The organism is Bengtsoniella intestinalis (assembly GCF_039719005.1).
In the GTDB taxonomy this organism is placed as follows: Bacteria; Bacillota; Clostridia; order Oscillospirales; family Oscillospiraceae; genus Oscillibacter; species Oscillibacter intestinalis.
This window is the reverse complement of sequence record NZ_CP133584.1, coordinates 3,566,758-3,592,685: the sequence shown is the minus strand read 5'-3', so window position 1 is coordinate 3,592,685 and position 25,928 is coordinate 3,566,758. Positions and strand designations below refer to the sequence as shown.

Sequence of the window (25,928 nt, the reverse complement as noted above, 5' to 3'; positions counted from 1 at the left end):
ACTCAAATATAATATTGTATCAATTCATGGTGACTTTGAGACACCGCCACTTGTAGCTCTGGAAATTGGACTTGCAGCCGCTGTTGCACCACTTGGCAAACTGGGTTTTCCGTGGGAAAATGCCCTGCATCCACTAGGCACATCCCTGCATTTTGGGCATCTTGAAAATCATGATAGCCCACGTCTGCAGTCACAAAGGCATCGCAACCCAAGGCCAGCGCATGCTTGGCATAATCACGGCAGGCACCACCGCCCACACCCACTTTGACAATGGGTTTGTCACAAGGGGCATAGCGCACGCCGTTGGCTTGCAAGGTTTCCTTGACCATGGCCACAAACGCCTTGGCTTCCATGGCCTGCGGCAATGTGCCCACACGACCCAATCCTTCCTCAGACAAGGCGCCAATCCCCTCTAAGCCCAAAGCTTGCGCCAACACATCGTTGACACCACCATCCGTCACATCCAAATTGGTGTGCATGGAGATGACCCCAATGTCGTGGGCAATCAGCTTGCGCAGTAAGCGCCCTTGCACCGTGTCTTCCCGTAAAGTTTGCACTGGCGCCCACTTGCAATTGATAATCGGATGATGGGTGACAATTACGTCACAGCCCAAGGCGATGGCTTCGTCCACCACACCGTGGGTACCATCCAGAGCCACAAGGACTTTGGTTGCCGTCTTGGCAGGATTCCCTACCAACAACCCCACGTTATCCCAAGTCATAGCCCCTTCTTTTGGGGCAAAATTATATAAAAACGCTTCTAATTCAAGTAGTGTTGCCATGACGCCACTCCTCTCTCAATTCTAGCAAACTAGCCACCACATCACGGAGGGCATCCACCGCTTGTTGGGGTGCTCTGCCCTTTCGCTGGGCGATAATCTGCTGTAATTGGAGGATTTTTTCAATAATATACCGCTCTGCCAATGGATCTTTTTGCAATAAATAGCCACAATATACTTGGCCTAACGTCAGTTTCATCTCTCCTGCCATCACTTCTAGCACAGGATAGACAACACCACGATCAGCCACCAATTGTTCTCGTGTGATGCAGTAGCCATTGTCTGCCAAATACTGACGCAAGGTTTCGCTACGGCTCATAGGCTGGAGCAGCAACCGCATCTGTGGTTCCTTTGTCCATGGGGCGGCCTGCAAAATTTGGGCAATGGTTTCACCACCCATACCAGCAATGGCCACTGTGTCCACTTCATGGACTTTGGTTGCATCCAACCCACCACACAGACGGAATGAAATCTTTTCTTCTACCCCATGAATGCGTCCCGTTTGACGGGCGCGCTCTAAGGGGCCTTTGCGCAAATCACTGGCAATGGCCCTGTCTATTTTCCCATGAACCAACAGCCAAACTGGCAAATAAGCGTGGTCAGTGCCCACATCCACCAAGCGTGCCCCCTGCGGAACCCAGTCGGCGATCAAATGCAAGCGTGGACTCAATTCCAAATTGGTCACCTCCGATAAACGCATCCAAAGGCACATACGGCAATCCGTATGCGCCTTTGAAGGTTTGTTTTAAAAATCTTACTTGTTGGCTTCTTCGTTGACCAGAGCCAACAGCTTGTCAACATCCACACCATGCACCATGCAAGCTTCTTCCACGGTTTCGCCAGATGCAGCGGCACAGCCCAAGCAGTGCATACCGATGGACATGAAGATGGGAGCAGTTTGGGGGGCAATGTTCAGCACTTCACCGATAATGGTGTCTTTTTTAATTTCAATCATGGTCTATTTCCTCCGTGAGAGACAATTCTGTCTCGGTTGTTTTAAATGGGAATTACGCTTTTTTTAGTATACTCCTTTTCCGAAGAAATTTCAAGTAAAATATCACCATTTGTCTTATATTTCACGGAATAGTTCTTGCCTTTTCATGGATCAAGTGGTAAAATAGAGTGTCAAAAACAAGCAAGGAGTAAACTGCTTTATGAAATTAGGTATTGTGGGTTTGCCCAACGTGGGCAAAAGCACACTCTTCAACGCAATCACCAATGCTGGCGCAGAAAGCGCCAACTATCCCTTCTGCACCATCGAACCCAATGTGGGCATGGTGTCTGTGCCAGACGAACGTCTAGACAAGCTGGCTGAAATGTACGAACCCGACAAGAAAACCCCTGCTGTCATCGAATTTGTTGACATTGCAGGCTTGGTCAAAGGGGCTTCTAAGGGCGAAGGCTTGGGCAACAAGTTCCTAGCCAACATCCGTGAAACCGACGCCATTGTTCACGTTGTCCGTTGCTTTGACGACGAAAATGTCATCCATGTAGAAGGCGGTGCTGACCCTGCTCGTGACATCGAAATCATCAACATGGAGCTAGTGATGGCTGACCTTGAAATGGTGGCTCGTCGTGTAGACCGCGCCACAAAAGCCATGAAAGGCGACAAGAAATTTGCCCGTGAAGTGGAAGTGTTCACCGCTTTGCAAAAGCACTTAGACGCAGGCCATGTGGCTCGCACTTACGACGGCACCGACGAAGAAATGGCCCTCATTGGCACCAGCGAACTGCTGACCTTGAAGCCCACCATCTATGCCGCCAACACCGATGAAGACGGCTTCACCCACTTGGAAGACAGCGCTTACTACAAGCAAGTCCAAGAAATTGCCGCCAAAGAAGGGGCATTGGTGCTGCCCATCTGCGCCAAAATGGAACAAGACATTGCCGAGCTGGAAGGCGAAGACAAAGAGATGTTCCTAGAAGAATTGGGCGTCACCGAATCTGGTCTTGACCGCTTGATTAAGTGCTCTTACGACCTGCTGGGGCTCATGTCCTTCCTGACCTACGGGAAAGACGAATGCCGCGCTTGGACCATTAAAAAAGGCACCAAAGCACCCCAAGCCGCTGGCAAAATCCACTCCGACATCGAACGTGGCTTCATCCGCGCCGAAATCATCGCCTTTACCGACCTGATGGCCTGTGGCACCACCACTGCCGCCAAGGAAAAAGGCCTCCTCCGCAGTGAAGGCAAAGAATACATCGTCAAAGATGGCGATATGGCGTATTTCCGCTTCAACGTATAATCACCAAAACAGGGTGTATGCTTTGGCATATACCCTGTTTTTTCATAGGAAAAACGTTTGACATTTCTACAAGATAGGTCTATAATCGAATCAGAAAACACTGACAACATTTTCAACATTTCGCAAAGAAAAAGGAGAGCTTTCCCATGAAAAAACTATTTCTAACCCTGCTGAGCCTAACCCTGATGGTGACTGCCATGGCCACCACCGCCTTTGCCGCTGAAACGGTGGTAGGTGATACGTTATCCATCTCTGGTGTGATTGACACCACCTACGACTTCGATGATGTTACGCCTGTCTATCACTACCAAGTGGGCTCTCCCATCACCATTAACGAACACATTTATTGGGTGCAGTTTGACTCTGTTGATTCGTATGGTATCTACACCCTCAACTTCGCAGACACCTATACTGCAGACTATTTGCCTATATTTGGCTATGAGAATCTGTCTGTAGCGTTGAATGACAGTGATGAAATTTACACCATGGAAGCGTATATAGTGGGGGCTGAAGCCGGAACCATGACCTCTGCTGACTTGGATTATATTTGTGCTGACGGTTCCTTTGAAATCTTGGTGCCATGGACTTATTTTGTCGTCACAGTTTTAGGAAGTATAGAGCAAATCGACTATGTAAACGAAACTGGCGACATTAGTGTGCTAGAAAGCTACATTCTTTATACCGTCGAGGCTGATGACACCGCTGAAGAAACGGTCGAAGAAGTTGTCACCGAAGCAGTTGAAACCGCTTTCACCGACGTATCTGAAGAAGATGCCTTCTACGACGCTGTGCTGTGGGCTGTGGATGCTGGGGTCACCACTGGCTATGACGACGGCACCTTCCGTCCCGACGCCACCTGCACCCGTGGTCAAGTGGTCACCTTCTTGTACCGTGCCGCTGGTGAACCAGAAATCACCACCACTGAAAACCCCTTCTCCGACGTGTCCGAAGATAGCCCTTATTACACCGCCATTTTGTGGGCAGTGGAAAACGGCATCACCACTGGCTATGACGACGGCACCTTCCGTCCCAACGATACCTGCACCAGCGCACAAGTGATCACCTTCTTGTATCGTGCCGAAGGCGAACCTGTAACCGATTTTGAAAGCGAACTGACCGCCGATGTGGCAGATGCTTATGTACCAGCCATCACTTGGGCTGACGCCATCACCCTGCTAGACGGCATGGACTTCGTGGCAGGTGATGCCTCTCCCCGTAGCGACATTGTCACCTATTTGTATCTCATCGATGGCACCATTGAAATGGCATAAACGCTCATAACACAACACAAAAGGAGGGGCTTTGCCCCTCCTTTTATCAAAATAAACAATCAATAAGAATCATTCGTGAAGAAACAAGGCTCGAATTCCGTTTTCACCTTACTTCTTCACTATTACTTTTTACCTATTCCCTGTCATTTAGTTCTTAACTAAATGACAGGGGCTTTGCCCCTCCTTTTATCTTCAAAAAATCATAAATCCAATGGTGTTCATGGCAAAATTGGCAAAGGCATGACAAAACCACGATGCGTAGATGGTTTCACTTTTCTCGTTGAGATAGTTGAAAATCGTACCACCAGCCATGAGCCCTACCAGCACCAGTGCCACCACCCACACGCTGAACATACCGTCCATAATGGCAATGTGATAAATCGCAAAACTGAACGAACTGACCACATAGGCCAGCTGACGGCTGGTTTTTTTCCACTGGGTGAAGACAAAACCTCTAAAAAACCATTCTTCTAAAAACGAGTTAACCACCGAAACATACAGCCCCACCAACAAGAAATTATCACCATTGATACCCAAATTCTGCTCCAGTGATGCTTGGATGCCACTCAAATCTGCAACGGTATTCACCAGTAAATAGGTGCCCACCACCACGATATAAATTCCCACACCCAACCAAACTCCCAGCTTCAATCCTTTGGGGTTGAAGCGTAGCAACCGCCACTGGGGTGTCTCCTTCTGCCACCAAGCAAACACCAGCGGTGTCAAAAAAAACAGCGGTGCTTTCACCATGGTTTTTTCCCAATAAGACGGACGCACCACCAAATCAACATAAGCGATAATGGCAATGCAGAGCACGATGCTCAAGGCCAACAAAACATTCTTCCTCACAATGACCTCACTCATTCACACGGCAAAAAAAGGATGAAAAGCTGTCGGAAATTTCTCCCTCAGTTTTTCATCCTTAATTTTTACGGTTATTTACCCTTATTCAGCGTCGCAATCGCAGTCATCACCGCAGTCGCAAGCGCCTTCTAGTTCGCTGAAATCAAATTCCAAACGTTCGCCACAGTTATGGCAAATCACTTCGCCTTCTTCCAAGACAGATTCGTCGAAATAGATTTCTTCTTCGCAAGAGGGGCAGGTGGTTGCATAGCAATCATCTTCCTCATCCTCTTCTTCTTCGTCGTCTTCTTCATCAAAGACCACGTATTCCAAGTCTTCCAGATCTTCGCTGACAGCATCCAGACCTGCTTCCAAGTCCATTTGCAAATCTTGCATATCCAGAATTTCTTCAGCCATGTCGTCCAAAACATCAATGACAGCTAGGAGCAACTTGCCCTCTTTAGACTTCACGTCTAAACTCATGCCTTCGGCCAAACCTTTCAGGTAGGCCACTTTTTCACTAATACCCATAGTGTGTACTCCTCTCATCAGTTCAGTTTTTTTAGTGTGTTGCTAAGACCATAATTACTCTTTGCAACGAGACATATATTCACCAGTACGGGTGTCGATGGTGATTTTTTCGCCCACTTCGATGAACAAAGGCACCTTCACTTCAGCGCCAGTTTCCAAGGTAGCAGGTTTCAAAACGTTGGTAGCGGTATCGCCACGGAAGCCGGGGTCGGTTTCGGTGACAACCAAGTCCATGAAGTTGGGCACTTCGATGCCGAACACAGAGCCCTTATAGCTCATCAGCTTACAGACGGTGTTTTCCTTGACGAACTTAAATGCGTCGCCCAAAACATTGCGGTTCAGGGGGTTCATATCGAAGGTTTCGGGATCCATGAAGTAGTACAGTTCGCCATCTTGATAGCTGTATTCGCCATCACGACGTTCCACGAAAGCTTGTTCAAACTTAGCGGTTGGGTTAAAAGAAGTTTCGGTCACAGAACCAGTAACCACGTTGCGCATCTTTGTGCGGACGAACGCAGCACCTTTGCCGGGTTTTACGTGTTGGAATTCGATGACGGTCATAACCTTGCCGTCCATTTCAAAAGTGACACCATTACGGAACTCACCTGCGTTAATTGTTGCCATGGGTATATCCTCCTTGTAATTAGCAGAGAAAACAGCCATGGTCGACCTTTTCTCTTTTCTTTATCATCATTCCGATACCTAATCTATTCTATCCTATATTGGGGTTTATTGCAAGGGTTTTTCTGACTTTCCTCAGAAATTTTCTCCCCTTTATTGAGAATTTTTCATTTTAGACACACAAATTGCTTTAAAAGGTCGTTGCAGGACGTGCAAAACCTTTTGCCACAGCGTCACAGCGCCACCCAAGGGCTCTACCATTAGCGCCAAAACTCCTGCTCGGTTGGCAGCCAACACATCGGTAAGTAGCTTGTCCCCCAACATAGCAGTGTGCTCTTTGGGGATACCTGTACGCTCCATCGCTGCCACCAATCCTCGGGTAGAAGGCTTGCCAGCGTGACCTTGATAGGTGATACCAAGGTCTTTGCAAAAAGCATCCACACGCTCTGGGGATCGATTGTTAGAGACAATCATCACCGTGATGCCCTCTTGCCCCAGATGTTCAATCCACTTGCGAACCTGTACATCTGGTGTGCGCACACCTTTGGGTGCCAAAGTGAAATCCAAATCACACAGCAATAAGCGGATTTGATGGCTGTGCAAAAAAGAGGGGGTCACCTCTTGATAGTGTTGAAATAGGAACTGGGGTACTAGCATAAAACTCTCCTTTTGGACATATCATTTTTTGATAATGTTTCCTTAGTATACCAGAAATCACATCCAGATTCAAGGGGGAAGTGTCATTGCAACTCTATCTTATGGCAACACCAGAGCAAACCCGTTCTCTAGGGCGGCTCCGCCCACCAGTGGCTCACATAGCCTATCGCATAGGCGATGGATCTACCTTACTGCGACAAAATCTACCATTAAAGCGTCAAGAGGGGCTTTTGGTCATCAGTGACATCCAAGCCCCTGTGGTAGAACAGCCAGATAGCCTGTGCCAAGGGGTCTTGCGCGAATTGGGGCGCCACAATTACCACGGGGTGCTTTTAGACTTTGAGCAAGCACCCACCCCAGACCGCCAAATCCTTGTCTCGCAGTTGGACACTGTACTCCAGCAACATCAAAAAGCCCTGTATCTCCCCCCTGCCTACGCACCTCACAGCAAGCAGGCAACGATACTGGTGAACACCGCCGTTTCTGGCGGTAACTTTCGCCAATATTTAGAAACGTGTAAAACCCAATACGGCAACATCGCCTTGGATGTCCAACGATTACAAATGGACTTTATTTTGCCAGCCACCACAGGAGAAGGAACCTCCATCAACGCTGAAGTCTTAACCTCTTTACGAAAAAAATACGGATCCACCACATTTTTCTCCCACGAACTATGTACACGATATTTCACTTACCAACAAGAAGGGCAAACCCATTTTATCCTCTACGACGATGGAGAAACCATGCTCCAAAAGCTTCGCATTGGGGAAAGCATCGGTGTCAAAATAGGGTTTTGTGTGTACCACGAGGTGGAGGATTTATTGGGTGTGTTGTTTGGGAAACGTTAGTTGTTCCACAATCTAGGGGCTGCTGCCGCAGGGGGGCTGCTGCCGCAGGGGGGCTGCTGCCGCAGGGGGGCTGCTGCCGCAGGGGGGCTGCTGCCGTGGGGGGCTGCTGCCGCAGGGGGGCTGCTGCCGCAGGGGGGCTGCTGCCGCAGGGGGGCTGCTGCCGCAGGGGGGCTGCTGCCGCAGGGGGCACCACTCCGGTGGGGGCTGCTGCCGCAGGGGCTTTCTTCGCCTCCGCCCTTTGTAGGGGCGGCTATTAGCCGCCCGTGGAAATCGGTTGCAATTTGCTTCACCCTGTGGGAATTCTCTTTTGATAGACTTTTTCCACTCCCGTGGGGGCTGCTGCCGCAGGGGCTTTCTTTTGTAGCGATACAAAAGAAACAAAAAATCTGGCACGTGGCGGCTGACCACTTGTGGTCAGCCGCCACGTGCTCCCATTTTATACGGATGGTGTGTATGAGTGGGTGCGGTGCTATTGGGTGGGTTTCTCTCACCCGTTCGGCTTATCGTGTGGGATACACGTACCAACGCTGATTGCTGCCGCACATGAATCGTACAGGGACATGATACCACGCATGGAAGGTGCCTTAGATTGTAGACGTCGGTTAGTGCAACGGTGCTCCTTGTAGGGGCGACCTGCGGTCGCCCGTGTTCCCCAACGCCACCAATCAACACCATACCCACACCCTAGGCACCCCCAAGAAACCGCACCATTTCACCGTCGCTCCTCCACAGGGCGAAGCCCGAAAGGATACTTTGCGTCAAATCAGGCCACTGGATGCCATTCAAGAGACCCAAGCACCCCAACAATGAACCCCCGTAAAAGCCCCTTTTTTCACTCGCTCGCAAGCGCCGTGAAAAAATCGTTTTTTGATTCTTTTTTCGACAAAAAAAAGAATGCCCGTCTGGCAAGACACCGCCCCGTAGGGGCAAAAAGAACACCCCTGTGACAGCAGACTCCTTACAAAGAGTAAGACAACAAAAAGCCCACACCTGACGGTGTGGGCTTTTCTCTAGCATTTCTTAGTGGAAACGCTTATTCTTGTTCTTACGTGCAGCTTCAGACTTCTTGCGACGCTTCACGCTGGGGCTCTCATAGTGTTCTCTTTTGCGAACCTCGGCCAGCACGCCAGCCTTTGCACAGCTACGCTTAAAACGTTTCAGAGCGCTGTCAATGGACTCGTTCTCTTTTACGTGGACTTCAGACATTTATATTTTCCCTCCCTCCAGAATGCCGTTCAAGCGGCACTTCAAGGGCCATAATTTATGGCTTTAACATATAGCATTATACAGAATATAAAACGCTATGTCAATAGTAAATCGAAAATTTATACAAATTTTCTTATTGAGGCTTGGCAATCAAGTTCACCAGACGGTTTTTCACCAAAATGGTCTTGATGATTTGCATACCTTCCAGTGCCTTAGCCACTTTTTCAACGCCCATAGCGGCGGCCACCACAGTGGCTTCATCGCTGTCCACAGGCACCACCACGGTACCACGGAGTTTGCCACCGATTTGGATGGCCATTTCCACAGTGGAGGACACGGTTTTGCTTTCGTCGTAGGCAGGCCAAGCCATTTGGCAAGCCATCTTGCCTTCAGATGCGGCAAAGCCCAGCAATTCCCACATTTCTTCTGCCATGTGAGGTGCAAAGGGAGAGAGCATCAAGGTCAAAGCCTTCATGTCGCCCTTGGTGAGACCCTTGGCGTAGAAGTCGTTGACCAGAGCCATCATGGTGGCAATGGCGGTGTTGAACTTCATGGCTTCAATGTCTTGGTTCACCTTCAAAATAGCCTTGTGAATGGCGGCTTCATGGTCAGCAGTGTACTCCAGAGAGTCGCTTGCCATGTCCATCAAATTCCACACACGATCAAGGAAGCGCTTACAGCCCTTGACGGCTTGACCTGACCAAGCGGCAGGCTTTTCAAAGTCACCAATGAACATGATATAGGTGCGCATGGTGTCAGCGCCGTACAGGTCAATGATGTCGTTGGGGTTGACCACGTTGCCACGAGATTTGGACATTTTCTCGCCACCTTCGCCCAAAATCATACCATGGCTGGTACGCTTGGAATAAGGTTCTTTGTTGGGCACAACGCCCAAGTCAAAGAGGAATTTGTGCCAGAAGCGAGAGTAGAGCAAGTGCAAGGTTGTGTGTTCCATACCGCCGTTGTACCAGTCCACCATACCCCAGTAATCCAAGGCTTCTTGGCTGGCCAGAGCGTCGTCGTTGTGGGCATCCATATAGCGCAGGAAGTACCAGCTAGAGCCTGCCCATTGGGGCATGGTATCGGTTTCACGTTGTGCCACACCGCCACAGCAAGGGCAGGTGGTGGTGACCCAATCGGTGATTTTAGACAGGGGGCTTTCGCCAGTGTCGGTGACTTCGTAGGAGTCCACTTCAGGCAACAGCAAAGGCAGTTGGCTTTCTTCCAGAGGCACAAAGCCGCACTTTTCGCAGTTGACCAGAGGAATGGGTTCACCCCAATAGCGTTGACGGGAGAACACCCAGTCACGGAGCTTGAAGTTCACCTTTTCATGACCCAACTTTTGGTCGATGACCCATTGTTTCATGGCAGGGATGGCTTCTTTCACGGTCATGCCGTTCAAGAACCCAGAGTTGACCATCACACCAGAATCGCCCTTGAGCACAAAGGCTTCTTTGGTGATGTCACCGCCAGCCACCACTTCAATGATGGGCAGTTCGAACTTGGTGGCAAATTCCCAGTCACGTTGGTCATGACCTGGCACACCCATAACAGCGCCAGTGCCATAACCCATGAGGACATAGTCAGAGACGAAAACGGGAATTTCAGTGCCGTTGACAGGATTGATGGCGCTGACACCTTGCAGGCGCACACCGCTCTTATCCTTGTTCAGCTCGCTACGCTCGAAGTCAGACTTGCGAGCGGCATCTTCCATATAAGCGGTGACGGCATCAAAATTGCTGATTTGGTCTTTCCACTTAGCCAAGAAGGGATGCTCTGGAGAGAGCACCATATAGGTCACGCCGAACAGGGTATCTGCACGGGTGGTATAGACGGTCATCACGTCGCCAGCAGTGGTTTTGAAGTCCACTTCGGTGCCGAAAGAGCGACCAATCCAGTTCTTTTGTTGGGTTTTCACACGGTCGATGAAGTCCAAGGAGTCCAAATCGTCAACCAAACGGTCAGCATATTTGGTGATGGCCAACATCCATTGGCTCTTTTCCTTGCGGATGACTTCCCCGCCACAGCGTTCGCAGCCACCGTCAACCACTTCTTCGTTGGCCAGCACGATTTTACAGCTGGTGCACCAGTTCACAGGCATGGAAGCCTTGTAAGCCAGACCCTTTTTGAACATTTGCAGGAAAATCCATTGGGTCCACTTGTAGTACAAGGGGTCAGTGGTGTTGACTTCACGGTCCCAATCAAAGCTGTAGCCCAGCATTTGCAGTTGCTTGCGGAAGTTTTCCACGTTGTCGTGGGTCACTTTGGCAGGGTGAGTATGGGTTTTGATGGCGAAGTTTTCTGTGGGCAGACCAAAGGCATCGTAGCCGATGGGGAACAGCACATTAAAGCCGTCCATACGCTTTTTACGAGCCACCACGTCCATTGCGGTGTAGGGGCGTGCATGACCCACGTGCAAACCTTGTGCAGAGGGGTATGGGAACTCTACCAGCCCAAAGAATTTGGGACGGTCAGTGTCACCAGTGACAGCAGAATAGGGCTTGGCTTCCAGCCATTTGTCTTGCCATTTTTGTTCAATAGCAGTAAAATCATACTTCATAGTGTTCACATCCTACGTTATTTCTTTCCATTTGAACGATGATTTTACACTCCCACGGGCGACCACAGGTCGCCCCTACGCTCAAATAGATTTGATTTTCAACTCAATTATTATACACGAATTTCCATCAAGTTTCAACCCTTAATTTGGGGTGACAATGTCGCTCAAGTCCATGGGCACACCGTCTTTCCACAAACGTTCCAGACCGTAGAACTCACGGGCTTCTTGGTTGAACACATGGACAACCACAGCGCCGTAATCCAACAGCACCCAAGTGCCATCACGGTAGCCTTCACGGCGCAAAGCAGGTTCGTCTGCTTCATCCATGGCCTTTTCAACAGCGCCACACAGGGCGTTGATTTGAGTGTTGGAGGTACCAGATGCAATGACAAAATAGTCAGCAATGGTGGTCAAGTCAGTGATTTCCAGAGCGGAAATTTCCAAACCCTTCTTTTCATCTAAAGCCTTCACTGCGGTGATGGCCATTTCTTTTGGTGTCATCATACTCATATTTATATAATTCCTTTCGATTATGCCCCTAACAGGGCGTCAATTTCTTCTTGTGACAAGGCGCCTGCCATGCCAGAACTATCTGCGGTCGTGGTGTCAGCACTGGGTTCTTCCACGGTGGGTTCTTCCACCGTGGGTTCTTCCCCAGTGGGTTCTTCGGGGGTCGGGACGTCGAGGACGCCGTCCCCTACAGTGGTATCATCATCCACAGTGGGTTCGTCTGCGGTGGGTTCGTCTACATCGGGGGTGGTGACATCCATGTCATCGTCTCCTGCCGAGTTGTCGGTGTTGGTGTCGGTGTTGGTGTCAATATCGTCTCCGTCTCCATCGCCATCGCCTGTGGTATCTTCCTCCTCCTCATCATCAGTGGGAATCACAGGGGGAGAGGCCGCAATGGTATCTGAGACATAGCCTGTGGTAGACGAGAGGCTCCCGTCGCTATTTTTATACATGATATCCAATTCGTTGAGGGTCACCTCTTGGACATAGGGACTAAGAGAATCGTTCACCAGATCCAACATTTCACTGGCATTGACCTGCACATAAGATTGATAATTCTCATAGGTGCGGCTCCATGCGGTGATAGGGGTGTTGGGCATGGTGACAAAGTTGATATGCTCCATGGTCAACCCACCAAAGACAGCGGATTTCCCAAACCATAAGAGATTGGAAATGGTCAACTCTGTTTCCACGTTATCGAAGAAAACCTGTGACAATTCGCTGATTTTTGCCACATTTTCAATGCTTAGCAATTGCTTGGCAACGGCCGTTAAGAAGGCTTGTTGGGTGGCAATGCGCCCCAAGTCACCATCACTATAGCCTGATCCGTCGTCGTTATAGCGCCAACGAATCACCTGCATGGCCTTGTCACCATCTAAGAGCTGATAGCCCTTATCTACATCGATGACCAAGTCTTGATAGGGGTCAGTGTAGTTCATGTCATAGGGCACATCGAACCACACGCCGTCAATGGCGTTGACCAAATCCTCCACCGCTTCCCATTCAATGACCACTTGGTAGTCAGGCACAAAGCCAATGAGCTCAGAGATTTCGTTATTCAAGGCTTGAATGCCCTTATCCTCACCGCCGTACCAATTGTAGACGGAGTTGATTTTCTTCACATCCCATGGCACGTTCACCATGGTGTCACGAGGGATGGACATCACCGTTACGTCTTGGTTGGTAATGTCATAGGACACCACCATCATGGTGTCGGTGTTACCGCCGCCGCCAGTGTCACGCCCTAGCACCAAGAAGGTGTAGTAGTCGTCACTTTTGCGCTCACCAGAGACTTTGGGCTGGACACCTGTTTCCAAGATTTCCTCTGGTAAGGTGTCTTCATGGCTCACGTCTGGGTCCGTGTTGACAGCAGGCAGGTCAGGTTTGGCAAACACAGCTTGATATGCCAGCGTGCACACCAACACAATGGCAACCACTGCAATGGCTAACATCAAATACCGTTGTAGCGGCGTCAATTGTTTGGAAAATTCACGGATTTTATGAGAAAATTCCGACTCAGGCTTTTGGGCTTTCACTCGCTTGGGCTCTTTGGGCAACTCTCGTTTGCTCATGGTCATACCTCCTTGCGCAGTGTTTTAAGTGTATCTTTGGTGGCGCTATGCACAGTGAGACCATCGGCTTCCATGTCGGCAACAGTCATGGACAAGCCATGTACCATGCCTGCATTTAAAGACTGATCGCAACTTTTTCGCAGTTTTTCCAGCCCTTCAAAATTTCTGGTGGGCTCGATATAATCGGCAAGGTAAATCACCTTGTCCAAGTCAGTCATTTTGGGGTGCCCTGTGGTGTGACGGTCAATGGCTATGGCAATTTCTTCGCTGACCCCAAAGTCCTCTTGCGCCACTTTGGCACCTGATTTGGCATGGAGCAACTTCCCATTGGCTCGCTCCACCTTGTCTAGCTTGATACCATGGGCATCGCAATAGGCAAGGTTTTCTTCCTTGCTCCACCATTTGGTGCAATCGTGCAACAATGCCGCACGCTGTGCCGTTTCCACATCCACACCGTAACGCAAAGCCAATCGAATGGCCGTTTGCTCACAGCCTAGCACATGGGCAAAGCGCTTGGGTTTTAAATAGGTCAGCGCCACACATCGCAATTGCCCAACGGTCAAATGATTCATATCCACCGTGGCACCATAGAGTCCATGGCGCAAAATATAGCCATAGACCGCAGGTGGTAGATACTCTGCGCCGTTGTCTGTTTGTAACATGGCGCGAATTTCCGTAGAGGAAATTTCAATCACATCAGCAATGGTGGTGGTGTAGATATAGGCCTTAGGATACGCTTGATACAGCTTCTTGGTCTGTACAAGCAGGCCATCTTGCCCATCCCCTTGGGTACGGGCAAATGTGAGAATCGAGCAAAGCTGGGCAATCCGCTCAGGCTTGCGCCACGATTCAAAGGTGGAGAACATATCCTCCCCCATCACCAGCCATAGCTCAGCATCTGGATGGAGTTTGTGCATTTGCTCTAGGGTGTCCACCGTGTAGCTGGCACCGCCTCGGGCGATTTCCCAGTCTAACACGCTGACCTGATCGCCCAATTCTAAATAAGCAGCGCCAAGCTCCGTCATATCCAAACGTTGCTGTGCCGTGGGGCTACCCTCTGGCAATGGTTTGTGGGGTGGTGTACCACTGGGCACCAAATAGAGGTGATCCAATTTTAACAGGTCAAAGGCCCGTCTGGCACCACGCAGATGCCCCAAATGAGGTGGATTATAGGTGCCACCTAAAATGCCAATACGCATAGGAAAATCTCCTCTTGTTTGATGGTTCAGTTTATTTGTAGGGGCGGATTCCATATCCGCCTGCACCCCTAGGCACCATGTAACGGGCGGATATAGAATCCGCCCCTACAACGGGATTGCATCACAATTTCTTACACCTTGGGACGTGGTTTGCGCTTGTTGGGTTTAATCAGCTCAATGCGCTTTTCCTTGGGTTTGGAGTGGCTTTCACGATAGAGCACAAAACGAGTGCCGATGACTTGCACCACTTCACTACGGGTGGCCTGTGCCAATTCCTGTGCTGCAGAGCGGGCGTCATGTTCTAAGTTGTTGTCCAGCACGCGGCCTTTAATCAATTCGCGGTTTTCCAACGTGTCGTTGACTTGAGAAATGAGGTTTTCGCCAATGCCGTCTTTGCCCACTTGAAAAATGGTTTCCATGCTGTTGGCCATGGCACGCAGTTGTGCCCGTTGTTTACTTGTTAATTCCATTGAATGTTTCCTTAATTATATATAGTATTGTTGTAATGGGGAGCGGAACGGTCAAGACCGTTCCCTACGATAGGGTGCGTTGTTCCCAACGGCGTTCCCATTGGGGACATTACCCCAAATAGGCTTTCACTTTTTGGGCAAAGGTCACAAGGGCTTTGCCACGGTGAGAACGTTTGTTTTTCTCCTCAGAGGAGATTTGGGCAAAGGTTTTACCCAGTTCGGGGATGAGAAACACAGGGTCATAGCCAAAACCATCGGTACCCATAGGGGCAAAGGCGATGGCACCTTCACAACGACCTTCCGCCGTCAGCACATCCCCATTGGGGAAGGCGCAGGCGATTTGGCATTGGAAGTGAGCTTGTCTTGTGGTTTGTCCACGCATAGAGGACAATAACAACCGATACCGCCCAGCATCATCCAATTCTTCCCCACCATAGCGCGCAGAATACACGCCGGGTGCGCCATTGAGCGCGTCCACACACAGCCCAGAGTCGTCACCGATGGAGGTAAGACCAGTGGCTTCACACAAGGCTTTCGCCTTCAGCAAAGCGTTTTCAGCAAAGGTTTCCCCTGTTTCTTCCACGTCCAAATCCACGCCAACATCACTGGGAAGCACCATTTCGATGTCTAAATCTCCCAGCAGTGCCAGCATTTCTTTGACTTTGCCTTGGTTTTTGGTAGCCAACACAAATTTCATCGTGAGAGCACCTCTTTTTGCATAGCAATCAGTTCACGATTGCCCTTGGCGCACAGTTGCACCAAGTCTTGTTGTTCTTGCAGGGTGTAGGCTCGCTCCTCACCAGTGCCTTGCAGCTCGATGATTTCTCCCAGCTCGTTCATGATACAATTCAAATCCACTTGGGCGGCAGAATCTTCTTCGTAACACAAATCCAGCATCAGTTCCTCGCCCACAATGCCAGCGGAAATACCACTCACAAAATGGCGAATGGGATTGGAGCCCAATTCTCCGACTTCCACCAAATGGCGGCAAGCCAAAGCCAGTGCGATAAAACCACCTGTGACAGAAGCAGTGCGTGTGCCACCGTCGCCTTGGAGCACATCACAGTCAACAGTGATGGTATGTTCGCCTAGCTTTTCCATATCTACAGCGGCACGAAGACTGCGCCCAATCAGACGCTGAATCTCCGCACTGCGGGGAGACAATTTTAGTTTTGCCACGTCCCGTTTGCTACGGTCACGATTGGCACGGGGCAACATGGAGTATTCCGCTGTCACCCAGCCTGTGCCCTGTGGCACATGAGGAGGCACACGGTATTCGATGGACGCACAGCAAAGCACTTTCGTGTTGCCACACTCCACCAACACACTGCCCTCAGGGAATTTCACAAAATCTGTGGTAAAGGTCATTTTGCGCAGTTGGTCAAAAGCACGGTTGTCAATACGAGTCATTTTAATTCCTCCTGTTGTTCCCAACCATAGGGATTGGTTTGGATGTATTGCCATGTGGCAAGGTAATCTTGATGATTACGGATAACGGTGTCGTAGAAGGATGTTTGAAAAATCACACGACCTTGCACGTTGTCTTTCTGATTGCAAATGCGAGTTGTTAATGATTTAAATGTGCCAATCACCTGTGATAGCGTAGGGCGGGGGCTTGCCCCCGCCGTTCCCCCATCCATTGCAATCATTACATGGATATGGGTCGGCATAATCATATATTGGTCAATTTTCACGGTTGAATACCGTGTTTCCAATGCAAATAATTGCTCCTTACACTCCTGCCCGATGTCCGTCAACGTCACTTCGACGGCGGTGGAGGCATACCCCCGCCCTACGGTGGATAAAATGGGCTGGTTGTTTTTTGTGCTAATAACAACGTGATAATATCCACCTTGGGCATAATCGTAATGTTTCAATCGGGGATGCTTGCGTTTTGGCAACACATTCGGTGCACTGGCGGCGGGGGCGAGCCCCCGCCCTACGCTTCTCTCATCGAATTTATCCATATATCTCTCACCTACACTATCGCTTCCACATACTCCTTCGCATCAAATGCGCGCAGATCGTCGATGCCTTCGCCAACGCCTACGAATTTCACGGGGACGCCCAGTTCTCTTGCGATGGCGATGACGATGCCGCCTTTGGCGGTGCCATCTAGTTTGGTGAGGATGATGCCGGTGAGACCTGCAGTCTCTTTAAAATGACGGGCTTGGATCAGCCCATTTTGCCCTGTGGTGGCGTCGATGACCAGCAAAGTTTCACGGCTAGAATCAGGGGCTTCTTTGTCCATAATCTTGGACAGTTTGGCCAGTTCTTTCATCAGATGCTCTTTGTTATGCAGTCGCCCTGCGGTGTCGCAAAGGACAACATCGCTTCTCCGCGCTTTTGCGGCTTGGAGTGCGTCAAAAAGCACAGCACCAGGGTCGGCACCCTCTTTTTGGCGGACAATTTGACAATTGGCTCGCTGAGACCAGATTTCCAGTTGGTCAGCGGCGGCGGCACGGAAGGTATCGGCGGCGCAAAACAGCACATCTTTCCCTTGGCTTTTCAGTTGATTGCCAATCTTGCCAATGGATGTGGTTTTGCCCACACCGTTGACGCCGATGAACAGCACCACAGAGGGCACCGTGTCCAGTGTCAAGGCGGTATCGCCTACGTTCATCATCTCTACCAAGATTTCGCGGAGGGCGGTACGCACCTCCTCTTGGTCTTCCAGTTTTTCCTTACGGCACCGTGTCCGCAATTGTTCCACCGCTTCCATGGTGGTGTCCATGCCCAAGTCTGCTAAAATAAGTGCTTCTTCTAGCTCGTCAAAAAAGGCATCGTCTACTTTAATTTTCCCAACAAAAATGTTGGTGGTAATTTTTTTTAGTTTGTCAAAAAAACCCATAAATTATGTCCTTTCAAAAGGGATGCGGATGATTCGTGAATCGCCCCTACCGAGGGGGGGGCGGGACGTCGAGGACGCCGTCCCCTACGATTATGATATTCCCAATTCCTTCGCCAAGTCGTTCATGTGAATGGTCAGCATTTTGCTCACCCCTTGCTCCTGCATGGTCACACCGTAGAGCACGTCGGCTTCTTCCATAGTGCCACGGCGGTGTGTGATGACGATGAATTGGGTTTTGTCTGCCAGATTGCGCATATATCGGGCATAGCGCACCACGTTGGCTTCGTCCAAAGCGGCTTCAATTTCGTCCATGACGCAGAATGGGGTGGGATGTACTTTCAAGATGGCAAAATACAATGCAATGGCCACGAAGGCCTTTTCGCCACCTGATAACAAGGATATGGTTTTCAAGGTTTTCCCTGGTGGCTGGGCTTTGATTTCGATGCCACAATTCAAAATATCTTTGGGATCTTCTAAAGAAATGGCAGCTTGACCACCCCCAAAGAGCTCCACAAAGGTGGTTTGGAAGGCCTCTGCTAACAGGTTAAATTGTCGAGAGAAAATCTCCTCCATCTCCCCTGTGATAGAACCGATGATGTCTAGCAAATCCCCCTTGGCTTGGGCCACGTCGTCACGTTGCTCCGTGAGATAGGTATAGCGCGTGTTGACACGCTCAAATTCTTCAATGGCACCGATGTTGGGGTTGCCCAAACTGGAGATACCACGCTTAAGCTCACTGACACGGCGTTGCGCCTTGGAGGCACTCTCCAAATCCACCGCTTGGGCTCTGGCTTCCGTTTGGGTCAATTCATAATGTTCCCACAAACGGTCAAGGATTTGCTTTTCTTCCATGGCGGCTGTGGCGATTTTCTGCTCCATCTTGGATAAGGTGCGCTCTAAATCTAACAGCAAGGCATTTTGGGTTTGTTCGCTCTTGCTCTGGGTGGTGCGCTGGGCTTCCAGCGCCATTTTGTCAGTTTGAATGGTTTGTAGCCCTTGTTGCAAGGTGGCAATTTCACCGTGATGAGCATCCATCAACCCTTGACACTGTTGCATTTCTCCTTGGGCTTGGGCAATCCGCTCTTGGGCTTGGGTGGCTCGTTCTTCATAACTACCCAAATCAGCGCTCAAGGCTCTCAAGCGGCTTTGCAAATCGGCCACCACCGATACTTTGGCTTGGCTTTGCGCTTCCAATGCCGCCAATTTGGCCTTGCGATTGGCAATATCCTCTGCCAAAGTGGCGCTAGAGGCTTGCAATTGCGTTTGCCCAGCCATGGCGGCTTGGATATGACCACGGGCTTCTTCCGCCACAGCTTCTTGGGTGGCCATGGTTTGGGCGGCCTGTTCCATTTGCACAGAGGCCTGTTTCAACTGCCCGTCTAAGGCGGCTTGTTGCACTTCCAAACGCTGTTGTTGTTGGGTCAAATCGGTGAGGGTTGCTTGGAAGTGAGATTGCTGTCCTTCCAGCCGTAACAATTCGTCTTGGGCTATGCGCAATTGCCCTTGCGCCGTCTCCATTTGATAGGTGGAGGCTTCCAATTCACGGCGCGCGGTTTCTTCTTCTTCCGTTGCCTTGGCTAACTTATCTTGCAACCCACCCAAAGACATTCGCAACGTATCTAGCTCTGCCCCACGGGATAGGATACCAGCACTCCGACTGGTGCTCCCACCCGTCATAGAACCGCCGCGGTTGATAATTTGTCCATCTAAGGTGACGATGCGGAAACCATTTTGGTATTTGCGTGCCATGGCGATGGCATCGTCCATATCTTCCACAACCACGGTTTTTCCCAGTAGATTTTGGAAGATATTAGCATATTTGGCATCAAAACTTACCAGCTGTGACCCAATGCCCACATAGCCAGATTCTTGGCTGAGATTTTGACGCAGTGTATCCCCACGGATGGCGCTCATGGGTAGGAAGGTGGCGCGACCACCATCTCTCCGCTTCAAATAGGCAATGGCGCCCTTAGCGTCTTCTTCACGACCCACCACAATGTTTTGCAGGGCACCGCCCAAGGCGATTTCAATGGCGAGGGAATACTCTGGGCTGGTGGACATCAACGTCCCCACAGGGCCATGAATGCCTTTGAGTTGCCCTTGCATCACAAGGCGCACCGCCTTGGAAAAGCCTTCAAATTCACGCTCCATCTCGCTGAGCAAATGGATTCGACTTTCCATGGCTCGCACTTCCATGGTGCAGTTTAATTTCACATCAGCGGCAGTTTTGGCACGCTGTTCGCGCTGTCCCATCCGCAGGGCGTGACCTGCAATGATGTTATGGGCGGCGGTTTCTTCTTCACGGGCATCTTCTACGGCGCGGCGACAGGCCTTGGCTTGGTGGCGCGCATCTTCGATGGATTTGGTTAAAGTTTCTTGCTCGGAGACAAAGGCAACGCGCCGTTCGTTGAGCTGATTGATTTCAGCTTGCGCCCCTGTCCAAGCAGCACGACCATCCGCGGCGGCGGCCACAGCCATGGCCTCTTTACCCTGCCACGCAGTCAACTCTGCTTGGTTGCCCCCAGCTTGAGACGCCAGCCCTTGGGCTTGCATCATCAGCCCATCTAGGGCAGTTTTCTCTTGGATTACCTGCTCGTCCAAGGTAGATTGCGCTTGTTGCTCTTGGCTCAAGTGTGCTTGTAGCTCACCTTCTCGGCTTTGTTGCTGAGCAAGAGACTCTTGAGCCATGCGGATATGCTCTTCATGGTTTTGGATATTGGTTTGTAGAACCGCCAACGTGGCCTCTTCATGGGCACATTGACTCTCTAGCTCTGTCACCTGTTGCCGCAGCGCTTGGGCATTTAACTCCATGTCCTGCATTTGGGCACCGAACTGTTGCCCTTGCTCATACAGGGCTTCCAGCTCTGCCTTGGCGCTGTCTCGTTGGGCTTGAGAGTCACGGAAGGTGGCTTCCAAGGCACGGGTGTCTTGCTTCAAGGTGTCAAGGTGATGAATCCACAACGCAATTTCTAACCCACGAAGCTCGTCACGGAGAAGCAGATATTCTTTCGCCTTTTCCGCTTGGGCACGCAGTGGCTCCACTTGCAGTTCAAGCTCTGCAATCTTATCATTGATGCGCACCAGATTGTCCTCGGTGCGCCCCAGCTTCCGCTCGGTTTCCTCTTTGCGGTTGCGGTAACGGGCAATGCCAGCGGCCTGCTCAAACACATCACGGCGCTCGTGGCTTTTGGCAGATAAAATCTCGTCGATTTTCCCTTGCCCGATGATGGAATATCCTTCTTTGCCAAGGCCCGTATCCAAAAACAGTTCCATCACGTCACGGAGACGAACAGACTGGCGGTTGATATAATACTCACTGTCCCCACTGCGATAATAACGACGGGTGACAGAGATTTCCGATTCTTCCATGGCTGGGAACAGGCCACCAGAGTTGTCTAGCACCAAGGTGACTTGGGCAAAGCCCAACTGATTCCGCTTTTGGGTACCGCCGAAAATTACATCTTCCATTTTACCGCCACGGAGGCTTTTGCTAGATTGCTCCCCCATGACCCAACGGATGGCATCGGAAATGTTGGACTTACCAGAGCCATTTGGCCCTACGATGGCAGTGATATCTTCGCCAAATTGTAAGACAGTTTTGTCTGGAAATGACTTAAACCCTTGGATTTCCAAACTTTTCAGATACATTCGCCAACACCTCCCACTTTCAAAATGCACATGGGTCGCTAATTTACCCAGTATAACTACATTACTATATCAGAAAAAGCCTTATATTTCAAGGGAAAATTCAATTATTTACATTTAGAAAATGATATCAAATGAATGGCGCAAACGTAGGGAACGGTCTTGACCGTTCCGCCTCCGATGGTATCTGCCACTCTGGAAGCGGAATGGTCAAGACCATTCCCTACAAATTATATTTTTTACGCTTCATCCATGGCTTGCACCACGGTGTCCATTTGCTCTAACAGCTCTTTGGCGGTGGTGAAGTCATTTTTGTGGAGCACCTGTTGAATACGCGCTTCTAGCTGTTGTTTCTCCTGCTCCAATTGGAGATAATCCTTGGAGAAATGGTTGGCGTAAATCTGCTTGCGGAAGGTGCGCATCCGCTGAGGACGGACGGTTTTATCCGCCATCAAAAGCACCCCATCCATGCCGTTTACAATGGCATAAAAGTCATGGGAAATCATCAAAACCGCACCTTTGTACGCCTTTAACGCTTCCTCCAATGCCACCTGTGCATAGGTGTCCAAATGGCTGGAGGGTTCGTCCAACAGCAGTACATTGGCATCGCTACGGCTCAGCCGTGCCAGAGCCAAAATGGTTTTTTCCCCACCAGATAGGGTGGACAGTTTGGCGGTCATTTTTTCCGCTGGGAAGCCGAAGCGTCCCAGTGTTTCGGTGATTTCGTCGTAAGACTTGAACCCAGCGTCAAAGCAAGCGTCGAACAAGTCCACCGCGTCGCCGAAGGTCTCCTCGTGAACTTGAGACAGGTAGGCAATTTTGGCATCCTCACTCCAAACGATGGCAGGGTCTTCCCCCTTCACCAGAGCACGCATGAGGGTGGTTTTCCCTGCACCATTTTCACCAATTAAGGCAATTTTTTCACCAGGTTTCACGGTAAAGCTGACATTTTCCAGCAATGGCATATTGAAGGACACGGCGTAATCCGTTACGGTCAGCAAGGTTTCTTCCTCCATGTCCTCCACCATAGGCAGGGCGATTTCTGGGACTTCAATGTTCAAAAATGGGGGTGCAATCCGCTCCGCTTCCAGTCGTTTTTGCAAGGACACACGGGCTTTCAGCGCCCGTCCATGGGCAGCAGAGTCTACCTCCGTTGCCAGCTCACGGCGCTGTTCCACCAAGGCGGCATTGCGTTCAATCTCCAATTCGCACTTGTAAGATTGCTCTTTCAAATCCACTTTATACGCCAGCAAAAACAGCTGATAGGCTTGGTACGACCCTTCAAATTCTTGCAAGGCACCATCCTCCAAATGGAGGATTTTGTCAAAGCAATGGTTCAACAGATAACGGCTGTGGGTGATGGTGAGTAATGTGCCTTTGTGGCTGTTAATCAAATCTTTCAAGGCTTTTTGGTTCTCAAAATCCAAGAAAGAGTCAGGTTCGTCCAAGATGATAAAGTGGGGCGTGGTCAACATTTGGCGGATGACCTGCACCAGCTTCCCCTCGCCGCCAGAGAGCTTGGCCACCTCTAAATCACGGTGACCAGCCAGCCCAGCCAGAGACAGCATTTTGGTGAGATTGCTCTCAAAATGTTCCCCATCAATGGCATCGTATTGGTCAAGAGCAGTTTGGTATTCTTCCAAAAGTGCATCAAATTCTGTGGCGGTTTCCATTTGGGTACACAGGTCAGCAATGCGGCTTTGCAATGCCAAAATATCACGGGCGATATAATCAAACACCGTCTGCTTGGAGTGGGGGTCAGCGTCTAAAAATTGGCTCACATAGCCCATGGTGTATACATCTTCTAAAATAATATCCCCATCAAAAATCAACAACTCACGGTCTAAAAGCATAGACGCCAGCGTGGATTTACCGCATCCTGAGCGACCAATGAAGGCGCAAGATTGGCCTTTTTCAATAGTGAAATTCACGTTGTCATAGAGCACTTTGTGGGGATATGAAAAACTAAGGTTTGAAACTGTAATCATGGTGTTCTCCTTGTAAAGAGCATATAAATTCAAGTTAGTATACCACTACAAACCCTCCTTTGTACAGTCTTTTACAGAAAAAAGAAAATAAATTCCAAAATATTCATAAATTATCTTTACTTTTGCATATTTCCTATGGTATAGTAATAAACTGTAACGAAAAACCAACGGTGAGGGATTACCCCTCGCCGTTTTTTAATGAATGAAAATTTTGAAACGAGGAATCTATGACCAAAACCACCTTTTCCGAATTAGACCTACAGCCCCAAGTTCTGCAAGCCATCGAGGAACTGGGCTTCGTGGAAGCCACTGCTGTCCAAGCCCAATCCATCCCCGTCATCCGCACTGGCGTTGACGTGCTGGCACAATCCCAAACTGGTACTGGCAAAACCATGGCCTTCGCCATCCCTGCCGTGGAGTCCATCGACCCTGAAAACAAGCACGTGCAAGTGCTGGTGCTGTCTCCCACCCGTGAGCTGAGCCAACAATGCGGTCAAGAAATCCGCAAAATTGCCAAGCATTTATCTTATATCAAAACTGCCGACATCTTTGGCGGTGCTGATTATGTGACCCAATTCCGTGCCTTGAAAGATGCCAACTTGGTCATCGGCACCCCCGGTCGTATCATGGACCACATGAAGCGTAACAGCTTGGATTTGAGCCATCTGAAAATGATTGTGCTAGACGAAGCTGACGAAATGCTGAACATGGGCTTTAAAGAAGATATCGAAACCATTTTGCAAGATGTGCCCGAAAGCCGCCAAATCGTGCTGTTTTCTGCCACCATCCCCAGTGGGATTTTGGCCATCACCAAACAATTCCAACGTGACCCCGTCCACATCACCACCCAAGCCGCCGCCACCATGCTAGAGAACATCGAGCAACGTGTGGTAGACGTGCCCATGCACCAAAAGCCCCAAGCCATGAAGCTTTTGATGCACTATTGCAAGCCCACCCGCGCCATCGTCTTCGCCAACACCAAGGCCATGGTGGACGAGCTGACCGAACTGCTAGGCTCCACTGGGTTCTACACCCAAGGCTTGCATGGCGACATGAAGCAACTCCAACGCACCAGCGTGATGAACGGCTTTAAAACTGGCAAGGTGCAAGTGCTGGTTGCCACCGATGTGGCGGCTCGTGGCATCGACGTCTCTGGCGTGGACTATGTCTTTAACTTCGACATTCCCAAGGTCAGCGAATATTACGTCCACCGCATCGGCCGTACTGGTCGTGCTGGTCGTTCTGGCACCGCCATCACCTTGTGCAGTGGTCGCCAACAGCTGTTGCAGTTGCAACGCTTATCCAACCAAATCAAGTCCACCATCCTCCCCATGGACTTACCCACCATTGCCCAAATCCAAGAGAGAAACGCTGAGCGTGACCTAGAAGATTTGCGTTTGCAATTGAACGAAACCATCCCTGACGCACACCTGAAAATGATGGCAACCTTGGTGGAAGAGGGTCACAACCCCAGCCACATTGCCGCTGCTTTGGTGGGTATGGCCTTCCAACACAAACTCCATGGTTTGGAAGACGTGAAAATGCCTAAACGTGTGAAGCTGAACCTTGACCGCAAAGAAAAGTCTTTTGAAGATCGCAAGCCCAGACTGTCCAAAGACGGCAAAGAAGGCAAAGTGGAAAAGCACGGATTTAAGCCCTATTGTGGGGAACTGGTGCTGTCCATCGGTCGCGCCAGCCGTGTGAAACCCAACCACATTGTGGGTGCCATCACCGAAGCGTCTGGCATTTCCTCCAAGGAAATTGGTCAAATCGACATCAGCGATGATTGCTCCGTGGTGAAAATCCCCATGGAAGCCCTTGACCATGTGCTCCACTCCATGCGTGGTGTGAAAATCTGTGGCAAGCCTGTCACCGCCACCGCTTTGGTAGAACCCAAGCGCAAGCGTTTGGAAAAGAAACCCTTCCACAAGAAAAAGGACGCAAAGCCCTTTAAGAAAAAGTTCAAAGATTGATACAAAAACACTGCATAGTGAAGTAGCAATCATTGTAGGGGCGGATAGTATCCGCCCGTGCAGAATTGTGTTTAGTGTATAAAAATGTCGGGCGAATTCGTAAAATTTTACGAATTCGCCCGACATTTTGCGTGCAATCAGTATTTACGGCGCGGGAGG

23 protein-coding genes are annotated in these 25,928 nt (G+C 50.1%); 4 read left to right on the top strand and 19 right to left on the bottom strand.

The window, feature by feature from the left end; translation table 11 throughout:
* Nucleotides 1-2: 2 nt before the first annotated feature.
* The 3 genes from RFF05_RS17085 to RFF05_RS17075 all read right to left on the bottom strand — a co-directional run bounded on the left by RFF05_RS17085 (nt 3) and on the right by RFF05_RS17075 (nt 1,734).
* Nucleotides 3-782, bottom strand: coding sequence for a Nif3-like dinuclear metal center hexameric protein (locus RFF05_RS17085; protein WP_409968210.1), 780 nt, complete (start codon nt 780-782; stop codon nt 3-5).
* Nucleotides 766-1,464, bottom strand: a complete 699-nt coding sequence (locus RFF05_RS17080; RefSeq protein ID WP_409970137.1) for a tRNA (adenine(22)-N(1))-methyltransferase — start codon at nt 1,462-1,464, stop codon at nt 766-768. The genes RFF05_RS17085 and RFF05_RS17080 overlap by 17 nt, the downstream gene beginning before the upstream one ends.
* Before the next feature lie 69 nt (nt 1,465-1,533).
* Entirely contained in the window at nt 1,534-1,734 is a 201-nt protein-coding gene (locus RFF05_RS17075; RefSeq protein ID WP_409968209.1) for a DUF1858 domain-containing protein, read from the bottom strand.
* Between the two features lie 199 nt (nt 1,735-1,933).
* On the opposite strand from RFF05_RS17075, the gene ychF reads away from it, so the two are divergent.
* Together ychF and RFF05_RS17065 are read left to right on the top strand one after the other, a co-directional pair.
* Nucleotides 1,934-3,025 (top strand): redox-regulated ATPase YchF, encoded by a 1,092-nt coding sequence (gene ychF, locus RFF05_RS17070; protein WP_409968208.1) that lies wholly within the window; start codon nt 1,934-1,936, stop codon nt 3,023-3,025.
* 146 nt (nt 3,026-3,171) lie between these two features.
* Nucleotides 3,172-4,296, top strand: a complete 1,125-nt coding sequence (locus tag RFF05_RS17065; RefSeq protein WP_409968207.1) for an S-layer homology domain-containing protein — start codon at nt 3,172-3,174, stop codon at nt 4,294-4,296.
* Between the two features lie 192 nt (nt 4,297-4,488).
* Here the strand turns inward: RFF05_RS17065 and RFF05_RS17060 are convergent, their stop codons facing one another.
* From RFF05_RS17060 to RFF05_RS17045, 4 genes are all read right to left on the bottom strand, one after another.
* Nucleotides 4,489-5,160 (bottom strand): CPBP family intramembrane glutamic endopeptidase, encoded by a 672-nt coding sequence (locus tag RFF05_RS17060; RefSeq protein ID WP_409968206.1) that lies wholly within the window; start codon nt 5,158-5,160, stop codon nt 4,489-4,491.
* An 81-nt stretch (nt 5,161-5,241) separates the two neighbouring features.
* Nucleotides 5,242-5,670, bottom strand: a complete 429-nt coding sequence (locus RFF05_RS17055; RefSeq protein ID WP_409968205.1) for a CD1247 N-terminal domain-containing protein — start codon at nt 5,668-5,670, stop codon at nt 5,242-5,244.
* Between the two features lie 54 nt (nt 5,671-5,724).
* Nucleotides 5,725-6,294: an elongation factor P gene (gene efp / locus RFF05_RS17050; protein WP_409968204.1), complete on the bottom strand. Its 570-nt coding sequence runs from the start codon at nt 6,292-6,294 to the stop codon at nt 5,725-5,727.
* Nucleotides 6,295-6,444: 150 nt separating this feature from the next.
* Nucleotides 6,445-6,948: a YqeG family HAD IIIA-type phosphatase gene (locus RFF05_RS17045; RefSeq protein ID WP_409968203.1), complete on the bottom strand. Its 504-nt coding sequence runs from the start codon at nt 6,946-6,948 to the stop codon at nt 6,445-6,447.
* Nucleotides 6,949-7,034: 86 nt separating this feature from the next.
* Here RFF05_RS17045 and RFF05_RS17040 point away from each other — a divergent pair, with 86 nt between their 5' ends.
* The gene (locus RFF05_RS17040; RefSeq protein ID WP_409968202.1) at nt 7,035-7,796 is read left to right on the top strand and encodes a hypothetical protein; all 762 of its coding nucleotides are present in this window, start codon (nt 7,035-7,037) and stop codon (nt 7,794-7,796) included.
* Between the two features lie 1,020 nt (nt 7,797-8,816).
* On the opposite strand, the gene rpsU is transcribed toward RFF05_RS17040, so the two are convergent.
* The 12 genes from rpsU to RFF05_RS16980 all read right to left on the bottom strand — a co-directional run bounded on the left by rpsU (nt 8,817) and on the right by RFF05_RS16980 (nt 23,796).
* Entirely contained in the window at nt 8,817-9,002 is a 186-nt protein-coding gene (rpsU, locus tag RFF05_RS17035; protein ID WP_409968201.1) for a 30S ribosomal protein S21, read from the bottom strand.
* A gap of 133 nt (nt 9,003-9,135) precedes the next feature.
* On the bottom strand, nt 9,136-11,562 hold the full coding sequence (gene leuS, locus RFF05_RS17030; protein WP_409968200.1) for a leucine--tRNA ligase: 2,427 nt from the start codon (nt 11,560-11,562) through the stop codon (nt 9,136-9,138).
* A 141-nt stretch (nt 11,563-11,703) separates the two neighbouring features.
* Nucleotides 11,704-12,063 (bottom strand): ribosome silencing factor, encoded by a 360-nt coding sequence (gene rsfS, locus RFF05_RS17025; protein ID WP_409970136.1) that lies wholly within the window; start codon nt 12,061-12,063, stop codon nt 11,704-11,706.
* Nucleotides 12,064-12,092: 29 nt separating this feature from the next.
* Complete coding sequence (locus tag RFF05_RS17020) at nt 12,093-13,643, bottom strand: LCP family protein (protein ID WP_409968199.1); 1,551 nt, start codon at nt 13,641-13,643, stop codon at nt 12,093-12,095.
* A 2-nt stretch (nt 13,644-13,645) separates the two neighbouring features.
* Complete coding sequence (nadD, locus tag RFF05_RS17015; protein WP_409968198.1) at nt 13,646-14,842, bottom strand: nicotinate (nicotinamide) nucleotide adenylyltransferase; 1,197 nt, start codon at nt 14,840-14,842, stop codon at nt 13,646-13,648.
* Nucleotides 14,843-14,973: 131 nt separating this feature from the next.
* Nucleotides 14,974-15,312 (bottom strand): ribosome assembly RNA-binding protein YhbY, encoded by a 339-nt coding sequence (gene yhbY, locus RFF05_RS17010; protein ID WP_409968197.1) that lies wholly within the window; start codon nt 15,310-15,312, stop codon nt 14,974-14,976.
* Between the two features lie 109 nt (nt 15,313-15,421).
* Nucleotides 15,422-16,009 (bottom strand): XTP/dITP diphosphatase, encoded by a 588-nt coding sequence (locus RFF05_RS17005; protein WP_409968196.1) that lies wholly within the window; start codon nt 16,007-16,009, stop codon nt 15,422-15,424.
* Complete coding sequence (gene rph, locus RFF05_RS17000; RefSeq protein WP_409968195.1) at nt 16,006-16,722, bottom strand: ribonuclease PH; 717 nt, start codon at nt 16,720-16,722, stop codon at nt 16,006-16,008. Before rph ends, RFF05_RS17005 begins: the two co-directional genes overlap by 4 nt.
* Entirely contained in the window at nt 16,719-17,279 is a 561-nt protein-coding gene (locus RFF05_RS16995; protein WP_409968194.1) for a transposase, read from the bottom strand. The genes rph and RFF05_RS16995 overlap by 4 nt, the downstream gene beginning before the upstream one ends.
* A gap of 11 nt (nt 17,280-17,290) precedes the next feature.
* Complete coding sequence (gene ftsY, locus RFF05_RS16990; RefSeq protein WP_409968193.1) at nt 17,291-18,163, bottom strand: signal recognition particle-docking protein FtsY; 873 nt, start codon at nt 18,161-18,163, stop codon at nt 17,291-17,293.
* A 90-nt stretch (nt 18,164-18,253) separates the two neighbouring features.
* On the bottom strand, nt 18,254-21,811 hold the full coding sequence (smc, locus tag RFF05_RS16985) for a chromosome segregation protein SMC (RefSeq protein ID WP_409968192.1): 3,558 nt from the start codon (nt 21,809-21,811) through the stop codon (nt 18,254-18,256).
* 236 nt (nt 21,812-22,047) lie between these two features.
* A complete protein-coding gene (locus RFF05_RS16980; RefSeq protein ID WP_409968191.1) occupies nt 22,048-23,796 on the bottom strand; it encodes an ABC-F family ATP-binding cassette domain-containing protein in 1,749 nt (582 codons plus the stop codon).
* A gap of 227 nt (nt 23,797-24,023) precedes the next feature.
* Between RFF05_RS16980 and RFF05_RS16975 the strand changes: the two genes are divergently transcribed.
* Complete coding sequence (locus RFF05_RS16975) at nt 24,024-25,769, top strand: DEAD/DEAH box helicase (protein WP_409968190.1); 1,746 nt, start codon at nt 24,024-24,026, stop codon at nt 25,767-25,769.
* The last annotated feature ends 159 nt before the right edge of the window (nt 25,770-25,928 follow it).